Raw genomic sequence first — 13,546 nt, forward strand, 5'->3', positions numbered from 1 at the left:
CTTGTAATTATTATGTACTTCACTTCTTAAAAAGCCGGAAGCCTGATATCAAAAAAGCTTGATACGAAAGTCTCTTAGTGCCAGTTCCTGTGAAAAAGATATACATGCGGCAGTTAAGTCAGTGGTGCAGTTAAGCCAGAAGGCAGTTGAGACTGAAAAAAGAGGGGCTGAGGTTTGCCCTGACCCCTTAACTTAGCCAAACTTTTGCTTAATAAAATAAACCTGCCAATACAAGATTTTTTTCAGAAAACTCCCGTATCATAGGCACATTCGCCGTGGATTGAGATATCCAGACCTGCAAGCTCTTCCTCATCCGAAACCTTTACAGGGGTTATTACATTTATGAGCATCAGCATAATGTATGTAAATACAAATGCGTAGATTGAAGTAATTACAACAACCACAACTTCTTTGATGAAGAATGCAGTGCCACCGTAAAGCAGCCCGTCAGCGCCTGCCGGATTTATAACCGTTGATGCAAAGATTCCAAGGAGAATTGTCCCTGTTACTCCTCCGATTCCGTGAACGCCCCAGACATCAAGGGCATCATCCCATTCCATCCTGTTTTTGATATGAACCGCAAGATAGCAGGTAATAGCTCCAATAATACCCATTAACGCAGCCACAGGCATACTAACAAGGCCTGCTGCAGGAGTAATTGTTGCAAGACCTGCAACTGCTCCTGTCATGAATCCTACAAATTTTGGCTTTCTTTCTCTGTACCATTCTATTATTAGCCAGGTGATTGCTGCAAAAGAAGCTGCAATATCACTGTTCAGGAATGCAAGTGCGGTAATTCCATCCACATTGAGTTCACTGCCAGCATTAAAGCCGTACCAGCCAAACCATAACAGTGCAGTTCCGATAGCCATTAAGGGAATGCTGTTTGGTTTTGATTCTTTATATTTCCTTGAGCCTACGAAAAAGACTGAGGCAAGGGCTGCAGCTCCTGCTGTCGCGTGAACAACTATTCCGCCTGCAAAGTCAAGAATCCCCATTTCTGCAAGCAGGCCATCTCCCCACACCATATGGGCAAAAGGATAGTAAACAAAAAGCTGCCAGACGACCAGAAAAATAAGATAAGCCTTAAAAGTAACCCGGTTTGCGAATGCTCCTGTAATCAGAGCCGGGGTAATGATTGCAAACATCATCTGGTAGGCCACGAAAACGAGTTCCGGGAATCCCGCGTTTTTAAATGGAGTAAGCGGAGTAATCCCATGCAAGAACATCTTGTCCAGGTCTCCTATAATTGCGCCTTCTCCTCCACTGAAGCACAGAGAATACCCGACAAAAAACCATAAAATAGTTGTTATTCCCAGAGAAACAAAACTCTGCATCATAATTCCTAAAATGTTTCGTTTACAGGCAAGCCCTCCGTAAAAGAATGCCAGACCAGGGGTCATAAGCATCACAAGACTTGTCGCAAGCAGCATAAAACCTGTTGAACCAGTATTTAACATTTTTTCATCCCATCTTTTTTATACAATAACTCGGAAGCCTCATACACGCTACCTTTTTCCTAGCTCCTTTTATTTAACTCTTTTCACTCTTTTGATGCAAAATTTAATCTCAAAACAGGTTTTCCGGTAAAAAGGGTTAAGAAATAAGGCTATATCAGTACCGAAAAGGCGGAAAAGGGGCCGATAAAATGCTCGAAACAACTTGTAGTTGAAAAATGTATTGGCTTAAAGTAGGTGAGGATTTTCATTTCTTTTACTAAATTTTTTTCATAAAACTTTCATTTAAAACTTCGTATTTTTAAAGTTGCCGGCTTCTTCCTCATTTTTGATCACGGTCACGGTCAATTTTTCCGGTGCCGTATACAGAGGAGCGTCTGCAAGAATTTTAAATTTAATCCCACACTTTTTTCCTGATACTCGTCGCTATCAGGCAGATTTTTTCTCAAAAATGAAGTTCGATTCTTCTTATTAATTCTGTAATCCACTTTTTAAAAATCCCGAATCTCAATCTCAAAAAAGACTGATACGATAATTCTTCGATCATCGGTTTCCAGAAAAATAAGATAGGCTGCAGACTATTAAAATGGGAAAAAAACGGAAAAATGTAAGGGCCAGGGTTTATCCTAACTCCTTTCTCTTAATCAAGCAAACCTGCTGAAAAGAACTTCTTCTTAAAGAACTCTTGTTTAGAGAAATCTGTTTTGTAAGTCCGTTTACTATGGATAAAGATATTCATTTTCATTTAAGATATTCATTTTTGCGATTTTAAGGGATTTTATCAGTGAATCGCATCGTAGGCACATTCACCGTGCATAGATATATCCAGACCCGCAAGCTCTTCTTCATCTGAAACCTTGACCGGAGTTATTACATTTATGAGCATCAGCATGATGTATGTAAATACAAATGCATAGACCGAAGCACCTGCAACAACCACAACTTCTTTGATGAAGAATGCAGTGCCACCGTAAAGCAGCCCGTCAGCRCCTGCCGGATTTATAACCGTTGATGCAAAGATTCCAAGGAGAATTGTCCCTGTTACTCCTCCGATTCCGTGAACGCCCCAGACATCAAGGGCRTCATCCCATTCCATCCTGTTTTTGATATGAACCGCAAAGTAACAGACAGTAGCTCCGATGATGCCCATTAATGCAGCCACATGTAAGGAAACAAGACCTGCTGCAGGGGTAATGGTCGCAAGACCTGCAACAGCTCCTGTCATAAGCCCCACAAATTTTGGTTTTGCTTCCCTTAACCATTCTATTATCATCCAGGTAATAGCCGCAAAAGAAGCTGCTATATCGCTGTTGAGGAATGCAAGTGCGGTAATTCCATCCACATTGAGTTCACTGCCAGCATTAAATCCGTACCAGCCAAACCATAACAGTGCAGTTCCGATAGCCATTAAGGGAATGTTGTTTGGCTTCGAATCTTTATACTTCCTTGAGCCTACGAAAAAGACTGAGGCAAGAGCTGCGAATCCTGCTGTCGCATGAACCACGATCCCGCCTGCAAAGTCAATAACTCCCATTTCTGCGAGCAGGCCGCCTCCCCAGATCATATGGACAAAAGGATAGTAAACAAAGAGCTGCCAGACGACAAGGAAAATAATGTAGGCCTTAAAAGTAATCCTGTTTGCAAATGCTCCTGTAATCAGAGCCGGGGTAATGATTGCAAACATCATCTGGTAAGCCACGAAAACGAGTTCAGGGAATCCCGCATTTCCAAACATATCAGTAGGAGCAATCCCATTCAAGAACATTTTGTCCAGGTTTCCTAAAATTGCACCTTCTCCTCCACTGAAACACAGAGAATACCCGACAAAAAACCATAAAACAGTTGTCAGCCCGAGAGAAACAAAACTCTGCATCATAATTCCTAAAATATTTCGTTTACAGGCAAGCCCTCCGTAAAAGAATGCCAGACCAGGGGTCATAAGCATCACAAGACTTGTCGCAAGCAGCATAAAACCTGTTGAACCAGTATTTAACATCTTTTCATCCCATCTTTTTTATATGATAACTAGGAAGCCTCAAATCTCTTACCTTCTTCCGACTTTATTCTACTTAATATTTTCTACTTTTACAAATAAAAATAAAAGTATTAAAATAAATCTCAAAGAATAACTGACCCCGAAAGAGCTGAACAATACTGAAAAGACAGAAAAAGACCGGGTGAAATTCGGGAAAAAATTGACTGTAAAGAATATATCAATTTCAGGAAAGATGTGTTCGTTTTAGAGAAAAAGTATTCGTTTCAGAGAAAAAGTATTCTTTTCTGAAAAGATGTATTAGTTTCAGAAAAGATGTATTAATTTCAGAAAAGATGTATTAGTTTCAGAAAGATGTATTAGTTTTCCATGGTGAATGTATTATTTTCAGAGAAGGCGTGTTAGTTTGGAAAGTTGATCTCTTTCTATCCGTAGCACAGAATAAATTAGAAAGGTACAGGTGGGTTTACCTGCACTCAAATATTTACCTGTACTTAAATGTTATATGCTGCTTCACCATGCTGTGTCCGGTCAAGCCCGATATTTTCCTCACTTTCAGTAACTTTGAGGCCTATCGTCTTATGGAGTACAAACCCGATGATAAGGGTGCAGACACTTGCGTAGAGAAGTGTGATGACAACGCCTTCTATCTGGAGCAGCAGCTGCTCGGAGTTACCGAGGAGGAGCCCGGTAGACCCGACACTTGCAAATACGCCTGTTAAAATCGCTCCCGTTATTCCACCTACTCCGTGAACCCCAAAAGCATCAAGGGAGTCATCATAACCGAATCTTGCTTTGAGCATTACGGCCTGGTAGCAGATGAAGCTTGTAACCGCACCTATCGGGATTGCTGCCATAGGGGTAACAAAACCTGCAGCCGGTGTTATTGCAACGAGCCCTGCCAGGATGCCTGTTGCAAACCCGAGGGCAGTAGGACGCCCTAAATGGCTCCATTCCAGTGCCATCCAGACAAACCCTGCAGCTGCAGGAGCTATGAGTGTTGTGATGAATGCAAGGGCTGCGATCTCATTTGCAGCAAGGGACGAGCCAGCATTGAACCCAAACCATCCGAACCAGAGAAGCCCGGTCCCTAGGAGAGTAAGAGTAACATTATGCGGTTTTATCGAGTCTATTCCGTAACCTCTCCTTTTGCCAAGGAAAAGCAAAATTGCAAGGGAGGAAATGCCTGATATTACATGGACAACTGTACCGCCTGCAAAGTCAAGAGCTTCCCCTGTAAGGAATCCGCCGCCCCAGACCCAGTGGCAGACAGGTGCATAGACAATAAGTCCCCAGAGTGCAATGAACGCGATATATGACTTAAACTTGACACGCCCTACAATGGCCCCTGAAATTAGGGCAGGCGTGATTATTGCAAACATTCCCTGAAATGCAACAAATGCATATGTGGGGATTGTACCTGTTACCGAGTAAGGGTCAATTCCCCGCAGGAATATGTGATCGAGGCCGCCTATAAACCCGTTGCCTTCTCCAAAAGCAAGCGAGTAGCCTATTATCACCCATTCGAGAGCCATTACGCCCATTGCAACAAATGAGTGCATCATACTGCTCAGGACATTCTTACGCTGAACCAGCCCGCCGTAAAATAGTGCGAGCCCTGGAAGCATTAATAAAACGAGTGCAGATGAAATCAACACCCATACGGTATCTGCTGCTACAATAGTCATTCTTGTCCACCTCAAATAGCAGCAGATCCGCTTTCGTCTGTGCGGATTCTTATAACATCCTCAAGTGGGAGCACGAATATCTTGCCGCTTCCGATATACCCGTCATTGCCCTTTGCTCCCGTTTTAATTGCTTCAATCGTTGGCTGAAGGAATTCATCATTTACTGCAATTTCGAGCTTGATTTTCTCAAGAAGATTTGCTTCAAACTCCATTGCTCTGTAGATTTCCAGATGCCCCTTTTGAGCACCATAACCGGAAACGGACGATACTGTCAATCTGTTGACTTCAACTCTCTGAAGCTCTCGTTTGACAGCATCAAGCCTTTCAGGCCTTATTATTGCAATTACATATTTCATCGCGACCACCAACAGGTATCTTTTATCCGGTTTGATACTATTTAACTATGTCGTAATTGATATTAAATATTTACATAGTTTGGAGAAGGAACTTTCAAAGTATGTAGAATTAAACTCTATTAATCTCGATTAAACCAGGTTATAAATTGAATAAACTCGAAATAAATCTGAAAAAAGACAGGCCCGATACATGTTCCTCGCCTGCAACATGCCGTTTTCTTATCAGCTTCCCATAAGAGAGCTTTTATTCTCTGAAAACAAATTCAGGGATATGTTTGGAGAAATCGGAAGCGTAAGAAATGAAGCAGATGAAACTGCCCTGCAAATTCTCGCCCTTTTCAGGGAAAGCATAAGCGAAATCCGCCTTAACGAACCCGAGTCCGTATCAGCATATTTCAGCCCGGACTATTCACATTATATTGTAGTGCACACGCCCCTGAATATCCGATTTCCTGAAAAAAGGGAAGAGTGGAACCTGCGCTTTTGCAGGGATGTCGGAGTTTCCGTTGTAGAACTGGTCATAGCTGAGACCTGCGGTGCTTATGTGCGGGGCTTGATGGCTGTTAACGGCTCTAAAGTCTATGCTATCCTTCCTTTTATATCAATAGACGCAGAAAAGGCAAAAAAGGCGGAATTCCCTGAAGACCGCATGGCTCGTGTAAGAGCACAGGTGCTTCCTGCCGTGCTCCCGGGAATAAAGGGAGATACCCTCCTTGATATCGGCAGCGGTTTCGGGAGCCTTACTCTGGAGATTGCAAAGAATAACCCGGATTCACAGGTTTATGGCATTGACCTCCATGATTCACTCACAGGTCAGGCACAGATGAATGCCGAAGTCCTCGGCATTGAAAATGTTGAGTTCAGGACAGGGAGTGCATATGCCCTTCCCTTTGAAAGGGGATCGGTGGATGCTGCTAGCTGCTTTTTCATGCTTCACCACCTTGAAGATATTAAGTTCGCGCTTTTTGAGATTAAGAGAGTGCTGAAAAAAGGCGGGTCATTAACTGCAGTTGAGCCGCTGGCACATCAACACCATCACGGGCCGCAACTCTCGGAAGCTGAATGGAAAGAGCTTTTTGAGGACGTAGGTTTTAGTGTGGAAACGGAAAATCTGGAAGGAGCAGTTGTCCTGAAAGCCGTAAAAAGAGACTAAAACCGTGTAAAAGAAGATAAATCAGGAAAAATAATCTAAAAAATGGATCTAAAGACTGTCAGACAAATGAATATGGCGCTGACTTTCCTTCAATCCATCTCAAAAGTTTAGTTTTTCCTGCGCTGGAATATAAACATCATACCAATCACTGCAGCAATCGGAAATGCAACAGTAGGAAATTCAGGGATCTGGTTATAACGCAGGTTATCGAATTTGATCAAATTTATACATTGACTGCCGTCTGAGATTTCGATTTTCTGTATGTTTTCAGTCTTACTTTCAATTCTTAGTGTATTTGTTGTGATAAGCCAATTCCATTTAGATGTGGAAAGTTTTTCTCCATTTACAAGAAGTGCGTCCATATTACCTATAATCGCGTCCTCAAACTCTATTGAAACCGACTTTACAGCAGGTGAAAAATATATTGTAGTAATATGATTATTTGGATTCCAGAATCCTAAGTCTTCTCCTGACCCAAATTTGGTATCAATAATTTTTGCTCCCGGTGAGAATATTACTCCCAGGTCCGAATAAGTACTACCGATTTCGTCGCCTGCATCTAACCGACCTTCATCGAAGGTTATGGTTACCTCTCCTGCACTTGCTGGTATGGCTATTATTGTAATGGTGGCAACAAGCATTAGTAGAATAGATAAAAAATTCGTTTTCATGTTTTTTCCTCTTACTCTTCCTTTATTATTTGCCAACTGTGATAAATGAACCAACTTGATTATTTATGGGGGGATACGGCGGCTGAATAATATATATTTATAGAAACTTTGTTTCTTGAAATGTCAGAGTGTTATTTTTAAAAGTCTGGCTTCAAGAGTAAACCTATTGCATTACACGAGCTGCCGGTTTCGATAAACTCTATTTGATCAGGACTATTCTCCCTTACTCCGAAATCTCATTTCAATCTGCATTTATATCAGCACACACGCCAATTTTTTAGCTCTGTTTTCTCTTTTTTTAATGGGAAATACTGCGAGTATGGGATGTAACAAAACCGATTTAGTAACACGAATAAGGTTGTAAGAGTCAGAATAAAGAGACCTTTTATGCAGTTAAAAATAGATATTTAAACATGCTCAACTTTCCCTGAGAAACATTTTCTTTGAACCATTATTTTGAAACCGAAAACTGATCTCAGATACATGGATTACATAAATGTCCCCGTCAGCTTATCTGGTGGTCATTCCCAAAAAGAAGGAAGAAATATGGAAGAAAAAGTTGAAGGAGAAAAGAAGTAAAAAGAAGAGAAAAGGCTTAAAAAACAGTAATAAGAGAGCAGTAATAAGGAGCTCATCCCAAAACCAGGTTTACTCTAAATCAATAAGAATCTCAGAACTGTTTTTCGCGATCAAAAACTCGATTGATTACTCTAAATTCGCAATTTAGAGAAATGGTTCTGAGTTTTGGGATCGGCTCAGAAATAATTCTTATTTTCCTCTTCTCTTTTTCTTTTTTGAGGGGAAGGCCGCTCTCCTTCGTCGAGCGTGATAAGAACGACCCGATATGGTGAATAAATGGATGATCCGATATGGTGAATAAATGGATGACCCGATATGGTAAATAAATTTACGGATTAGAATTGTTTTCATGCGTCTTCGGTTAAGTGAGGAATCATAATAGATTGCATCCATTCACAGGATAAATGTCCAAAATTTAAAGGGTGTTTGAACTGGAGCAGGATATCGATTTCAGGTAAATATGTTAAAATTTGAGGCCAATTTCTGCCATAAAATCGATTTTATAAAGGTGATAAAATATCTTAACCAATGATCAATGGAATTGTTTTTAATCTATCTTCTTTTTGTCCTCTTAAGATCCTTTCACTCTATAACTTTCAAATTTCCGAGCTCCTATCATATCCCCGCTGCCACTCGATCATCAGCTCTGGCGGCATTCCGGTCAGGGTCTCCGTACTTATCGTACCCCATTTCCCTACTTCAAGCAGGAGCTTTACCATTGCTTCTTCCGATGGGAGGTCAATGATGATCACAAAATCGTACCGGCCAAGTGTATAATAATTGGCAAGAAACTTGCTGCCCAATGCCCGGATGATCTCCTCCCCCCTGGCGTTCCGCTCGGCAAAGCCTTTCGTCTGCTCAATCGCTTTTTACATCAGTTTTCCAAGGATAATATCGATTGACATGCCAAAATACATAAGCCCGAATGTATATAATATGATAGATATTTAAAAAAGAGTGCCTGTTCGCGGGATATTGCACACTCCAATCTTAGCCATGTATCCCCTCAAAAGGGCGTTCTTTTGCAAATGGTGATGAGTATCAGTATTTAGTATCGGTATTTATATGTTGATAGTAGACTTTTCTCATGTCGCTATCTTTACGATATATGTATCTTGTTCTTATTACAGTGATGCTTGGAGCGCTGCTTTCAGCTACCGGATGCCTTGAGGAATCTGAAGCTGCATCTGCAGACATGAACAACACCACAATGTCGGCCGACCTGACATACTATACAGAACAGCTACCGCCCTATAACTACATGGAAAACGGTACGCTGAAAGGTATCTCAGTTGATCTCCTTGAAGCGGTCACCGAAAAGATGGGGAAGAAAGTAGCACGGGAGGAGATAAACCTTGTTCCCTGGAATGAGGGATATCAGGCTGCTCTCACCCGGAATAATACGGTTCTCTTCGTTACAGCAAGGACTCCCGAACGGGAGCAGTTATTCAAGTGGGTTGGACCTGTTTATTCTGATAGATACGTTCTGTTTGCAAAGCGAGACCGTGGGATCACAATAGAGAGCCCTGAACATCTGAAGGAGTACCGCATCGGAGTGATCGCCAATGATGTAGCGACTCAGCAACTGCTCAATATTGGGGTGAACCAGAGTCAGATCATTCCCGAAAGTAACGTGTCCGCAAACATCGCCGGACTAGAGAACGGTGAGATCGACCTCTGGGCATGTCCTGAGGATGCAGGCAGGTATTTCACCGAAGAGGTAACAGGGAACTATTACTCCTACACTGTTGTGTATCAATTAGAGAACCAGGACCTCTACTATGCCTTTAATAAAGACGTTCCCGATTCAGTCATCCAGTCCTTCCAGCGGGCACTCGATGCCGCCAAACAGGAAAAAGATGCAGCGGGCATCAGCACGCATGAGCGGATCCTCGGGAAGCATATTCCATCTGTCGGCCTTGCCCAGCTCAATTACCTGACCGAAGAATGGGCTCCCTTCAATTACCAGGAGGACGGGAACGTCACCGGTATCTCTGTCGAGGTACTCGAAGCAGTCTTCAAAAACATCGGTGTGAACCGCTCACGGGCAGATGTTCGCATTGTCCCCCTGGCAGAAGGTTTCCAGACAGCGCAAAACAATACCAGTACGGTGCTTTTCTCCATTGTCCGCACACCAGAACGTGAGCTCCTCTATAAGTGGGCAGGACCTTTTACCAGTGCCAGTTTCGTTATCTATGCGCCGATGAGCAGTAATATTACAATATCCTCTCCTGAGGATCTCAATCAGTACAGGATCGGTGTGGTACAGGCCTCCATCGAAAATGACCTTCTCACCAGCCATGGCGTGAATGCACCGCAAATCGTCAACGGCCAGAAACCCGAAGACCTCCTCAGGATGCTGGAAGAAGGTCAGATCGACATGTGGGCAACGGGAGATCTCGCCGGAAGGCATCAGATGCTGCAGACTGCAGCGGATCCCAATGCCTATGAGATCGTGTATACTCTGAGTGAGAGTGACTTCTACTATATTTTCAGTAAGGATGTCCCGGACACAATGGTCGGCGCTTTCCAGCAGGCACTCGAGACGGTGAGAGGTCAGAAGGACGAGCAGGAAGTCAGCGATTATGAGCGGATTATCTACCGGAATCTCGGGGTTGGATGCACAGGGCAGACATTCACTGATGACGCGGTGGTAGAGCTTGTAAACACAACCGCCGCAGCAATCGAGAATAATACCTCCGATACGTTCCGGCGCATCAACGCAGGCGAAGCGCCGTATAGGGATCATGAGGATCCGAGTCTCTACGTCTTCGTATACGATGTGAATTTGACCATAGTTGCTCATGCAGACAACATTCAGGTTGTCGGTAAGAACTTCAAGGGCAAGACAGATGTTACTGGTAAACCGTTCCGTGACGAAATTTTAGAAGGAGCGCTGAAGAATGGGACTGGCTGGGTGGATTACATCTATATGCATCCTGTCCAGACGAATCTGTACTATAAGACCACTTACTACAGGTTAACCCAGGGAAGCGATGGGAACTCCTACATTGTATGCAGCGGCAATTACAAGAGATGCCAGAACCAGTCTGAAGTAACACTGGCTAACAATTCCACTGCATCTCCTGAGGAGCTCGTTGCATTCGTCGAGAAAGCCTTCGAATATGCGCACGTAAACGGACAGGAAGCTGCTCTTCGTGAGTTCAACAACCAGACCGGCCAGTTTGTCGACGGCGAACTCTATATCTTCGCATACGACATAAACGGCACCACGCTGGCTCTGCCCTTCCAGTCCGAGACTCTCGGGACAAATCGGTGGAACGCCACCGACGCGAATGGCACCTCATACATCCAGAACCTGGTCACCACTGCACAGTCCGGTGGAGGCTTCGTCCGGTATCTCTATGCAGATCCTGCAGATAATTTCACAGTCAAACAGAAACTCAGCTATGTAATGATGGTGAACCAGAGCTGGATCCTCGGGGCTGGCATCTACGATTCGCAGGAGGACTCGCCTATCGTTAGAGTAGGGATGGATCCCGAAGTTAGAGAGAGCCTGAAATCCTTTGTCGGGGAGGCGATTGAGTATGCCAATACGAGTGGAAAGGACACGTCGATTGCGGAATTCAATGACCTGAACGGGACTTTCGTCCGTGGCAATCTCTATGTCTATGCCTTCGATTATAACGGAACGACTCTGGCGCTCCCCTATCAGCCCCAGCTGATTGGAACTGACCTTTCCGGTCTCCAGGATCCCTACGGTGTTAATTATACAAAGGTCGAGATTTTCCTCGCGCAGCAGGGAGGAGGTTTCCTCTTCTACCATTACTACAACCCTGCCCGCAACATGACCCTTGAACCAAAAATGAGCTACGTCCAGAAAGTAGACGAGACCTGGTGGCTCGGGGCAGGAACCTACATTGAAGACCTGAACCAGACCACTCAACAATATTGACCAGCAGAAATTACCCCTGGGCATCTTGTCTGTCTGGGGAATTTATTTTTTAACCTTAACTCCGATGAGTTAGGGAATAAGTATTGAATATTGGCCTCATATTCCGAATCGAGAGACATATTGCAATTCATTTTTTTCAAAATGATATATTCCCTATTAGAGAATGTAAATAATAAACCAAAGTTTTCATATTAGAGGCGATTGACATTGGAAATTTATGAATTGGAATTACTTATTCCCTATAGATGGCGGAGTTATGGTTTTTAATTAATTCTTCCATAATAGGACTTACGCGGTTGAAACGAGAAATCAATAGCTTTAAACCTTTAACTGTCTAAATACTAGAGTTAACTACAATGTCTATTGTGTTTGATTTCGGATCTCAAGTGCGTAAGTCCTACATAAATTAGTCCTCTTGAGCGAAGCGAAAAGGACGCGTACTCCCGAGGCGCAATTCGGGGAGCGAAGCGAAAAGGACGCGTACTCCCGAGGCGCAATTCGGGGAGCGAAGCGAAAAGGACGCGTACTCCCGAGGCGCAATTCGGGGAGCGAAGCGAAAAGGACGCGTACTCCCGAGGCGCAATTCGGGTTAGAAAACAATCATATCCGAAGTCCTTAGCCTGACCATGCACTCGTCTCCGGTCTCTATTTTTAATGAGTCAAAGACGTGGTTTGCAACCTCTACTTTCAGGACATCTTCGCTTTCCTTAAGTATGAGAGACATGATCCGGCTGGTGCCTTTGTTTACCACGTTCATTATCACGCCGTCGAACAGGTTTTTCCGGTCTTCCTTCTGAATGTTATGTACATTCCTTCTGTCCACAAGCTCGATATTTTCGGGCCTGATGCCCCAGCTAACTTTGTCTCCTGCCATGCGTTCTATATAAGGGGCGGTAATCTCAGTGCCAAGAGTCCAGAGGAAAGTGCATTCGTCTCCCTTGCCGTGACCTTCTACCACAGCATCATCAAAGAGGTTTGAAAAGCCAACGAGTTCTGCAACGTAACGGCTTTTCGGATGATAAAACACATCCTCAGGGGAACCCATCTGCTGCACCCTGCCACAATCAAAAACAACCATCCCGTCAGCCATGGTAAAGGCTTCTACAGGGTCATGCGTAATGAAAATTACAGGAATTCCAAGCCTTTTCCGGATCGTACGCAGTTCTTTTCTCAGTTTCAGGCGAACAACGGTATCCAGGGATGAGAATGGCTCGTCCAGAAGCAGGATCTCCGGGTCGGGTGCAAGAGCCCGGGCAAGAGCAACTTTCTGTTTCTGGCCTCCAGAGAGTTCGTCCGGATAGGCAAACTCAAACTCTTCAATTCCAACAAGGTCCAGCATCTCGTTAACTCTCTCCTTCTTTTCCATGGAGCTCAGGCCTTTTAACCCGAATTCAATGTTTTGCCGTACATTCATGTGTGGAAATAGGGCGTTTTCCTGGAACATGTACCCGATTTTTCTTTTTTGGGGAGGCAGATTTATCTTTTTCTTGCTGTCGAAGTAGATGGTACCGTTAATCCTGATAGATCCTGAATCAGGGTTCTCAAGTCCTGCAATGCAGCGGAGAGCTGTGGTTTTTCCTGACCCCGAACAACCGAAAAGGACCATAAAATCGGAACTGGCATCAAAGCTGCAGTGCATTGAAAAGCTGGGATTTTCCGCCTTTTTCCCATGTTTTCTTCCATAGAATTTCTTTTCAATATCAACTTCAACAGTCATTCCTGATCTCACCTGC

Annotated in this window: 11 protein-coding genes; 4 read left to right on the forward strand and 7 right to left on the reverse strand. The window is 43.7% G+C overall.

The annotated features are described in order from the left end of the window. Window positions 1-242: 242 nt before the first annotated feature. From FXV91_RS02860 to FXV91_RS02875, 4 genes are all read right to left on the reverse strand, one after another. Window positions 243-1,460 carry an ammonium transporter gene (locus FXV91_RS02860; RefSeq protein WP_229388132.1) on the reverse strand — a complete coding sequence of 406 codons (1,218 nt, stop codon included), beginning with the start codon at window positions 1,458-1,460 and terminating at the stop codon, window positions 243-245. A 778-nt stretch (window positions 1,461-2,238) separates the two neighbouring features. Continuing rightward, the gene (locus FXV91_RS02865; RefSeq protein WP_229388134.1) at window positions 2,239-3,453 is read right to left on the reverse strand and encodes an ammonium transporter; all 1,215 of its coding nucleotides are present in this window, start codon (window positions 3,451-3,453) and stop codon (window positions 2,239-2,241) included. A 491-nt stretch (window positions 3,454-3,944) separates the two neighbouring features. Beyond that, window positions 3,945-5,138 (reverse strand): ammonium transporter, encoded by a 1,194-nt coding sequence (locus FXV91_RS02870; protein ID WP_229388136.1) that lies wholly within the window; start codon window positions 5,136-5,138, stop codon window positions 3,945-3,947. Window positions 5,139-5,149: 11 nt separating this feature from the next. Beyond that, complete coding sequence (locus FXV91_RS02875) at window positions 5,150-5,494, reverse strand: P-II family nitrogen regulator (RefSeq protein ID WP_229388138.1); 345 nt, start codon at window positions 5,492-5,494, stop codon at window positions 5,150-5,152. A 271-nt stretch (window positions 5,495-5,765) separates the two neighbouring features. Here FXV91_RS02875 and FXV91_RS02880 point away from each other — a divergent pair, with 271 nt between their 5' ends. Then, on the forward strand, window positions 5,766-6,647 hold the full coding sequence (locus FXV91_RS02880; protein ID WP_229388140.1) for a class I SAM-dependent methyltransferase: 882 nt from the start codon (window positions 5,766-5,768) through the stop codon (window positions 6,645-6,647). 107 nt (window positions 6,648-6,754) lie between these two features. Here FXV91_RS02880 and FXV91_RS02885 read toward each other — a convergent pair whose 3' ends face one another. Then, on the reverse strand, window positions 6,755-7,354 hold the full coding sequence (locus FXV91_RS02885) for a PEF-CTERM sorting domain-containing protein (protein ID WP_229388142.1): 600 nt from the start codon (window positions 7,352-7,354) through the stop codon (window positions 6,755-6,757). A 460-nt stretch (window positions 7,355-7,814) separates the two neighbouring features. Here FXV91_RS02885 and FXV91_RS02890 point away from each other — a divergent pair, with 460 nt between their 5' ends. Then, window positions 7,815-8,045 (forward strand): hypothetical protein, encoded by a 231-nt coding sequence (locus FXV91_RS02890; protein WP_229388144.1) that lies wholly within the window; start codon window positions 7,815-7,817, stop codon window positions 8,043-8,045. Between the two features lie 448 nt (window positions 8,046-8,493). On the opposite strand, the gene FXV91_RS02895 is transcribed toward FXV91_RS02890, so the two are convergent. Then, window positions 8,494-8,760 (reverse strand): GYD domain-containing protein, encoded by a 267-nt coding sequence (locus tag FXV91_RS02895; protein WP_345945467.1) that lies wholly within the window; start codon window positions 8,758-8,760, stop codon window positions 8,494-8,496. A gap of 245 nt (window positions 8,761-9,005) precedes the next feature. On the opposite strand from FXV91_RS02895, the gene FXV91_RS02900 reads away from it, so the two are divergent. Continuing rightward, entirely contained in the window at window positions 9,006-11,813 is a 2,808-nt protein-coding gene (locus FXV91_RS02900) for a cache domain-containing protein (RefSeq protein ID WP_229388148.1), read from the forward strand. 415 nt (window positions 11,814-12,228) lie between these two features. Then, complete coding sequence (locus FXV91_RS02905) at window positions 12,229-12,432, forward strand: hypothetical protein (RefSeq protein ID WP_229388150.1); 204 nt, start codon at window positions 12,229-12,231, stop codon at window positions 12,430-12,432. Here FXV91_RS02905 and FXV91_RS02910 read toward each other — a convergent pair. Continuing rightward, window positions 12,403-13,530, reverse strand: a complete 1,128-nt coding sequence (locus FXV91_RS02910) for an ABC transporter ATP-binding protein (RefSeq protein ID WP_229388152.1) — start codon at window positions 13,528-13,530, stop codon at window positions 12,403-12,405. The genes FXV91_RS02905 and FXV91_RS02910 overlap by 30 nt on opposite strands. Between the last annotated feature and the right edge of the window lie 16 nt (window positions 13,531-13,546).

Origin of the sequence: Methanosarcina sp. DH2, assembly GCF_020804225.1 — an archaeon.
In the GTDB taxonomy this organism is placed as follows: Archaea; Halobacteriota; Methanosarcinia; order Methanosarcinales; family Methanosarcinaceae; genus Methanosarcina.

What these genes read in the sequence shown, in the direction of transcription:
- FXV91_RS02890 (WP_229388144.1), top strand. Translation starts at nt 7,815, where the DNA reads ATGTCCCCGTCAGCTTATCTGGTGGTCATTCCCAAAAAGAAGGAAGAA.
- FXV91_RS02910 (WP_229388152.1), bottom strand. Translation starts at nt 13,530, where the DNA reads ATGACTGTTGAAGTTGATATTGAAAAGAAATTCTATGGAAGAAAACAT.
- FXV91_RS02860 (WP_229388132.1), bottom strand. Translation starts at nt 1,460, where the DNA reads ATGTTAAATACTGGTTCAACAGGTTTTATGCTGCTTGCGACAAGTCTT.
- FXV91_RS02875 (WP_229388138.1), bottom strand. Translation starts at nt 5,494, where the DNA reads ATGAAATATGTAATTGCAATAATAAGGCCTGAAAGGCTTGATGCTGTC.
- FXV91_RS02900 (WP_229388148.1), top strand. Translation starts at nt 9,006, where the DNA reads ATGTATCTTGTTCTTATTACAGTGATGCTTGGAGCGCTGCTTTCAGCT.
- FXV91_RS02880 (WP_229388140.1), top strand. Translation starts at nt 5,766, where the DNA reads ATGTTTGGAGAAATCGGAAGCGTAAGAAATGAAGCAGATGAAACTGCC.
- FXV91_RS02870 (WP_229388136.1), bottom strand. Translation starts at nt 5,138, where the DNA reads ATGACTATTGTAGCAGCAGATACCGTATGGGTGTTGATTTCATCTGCA.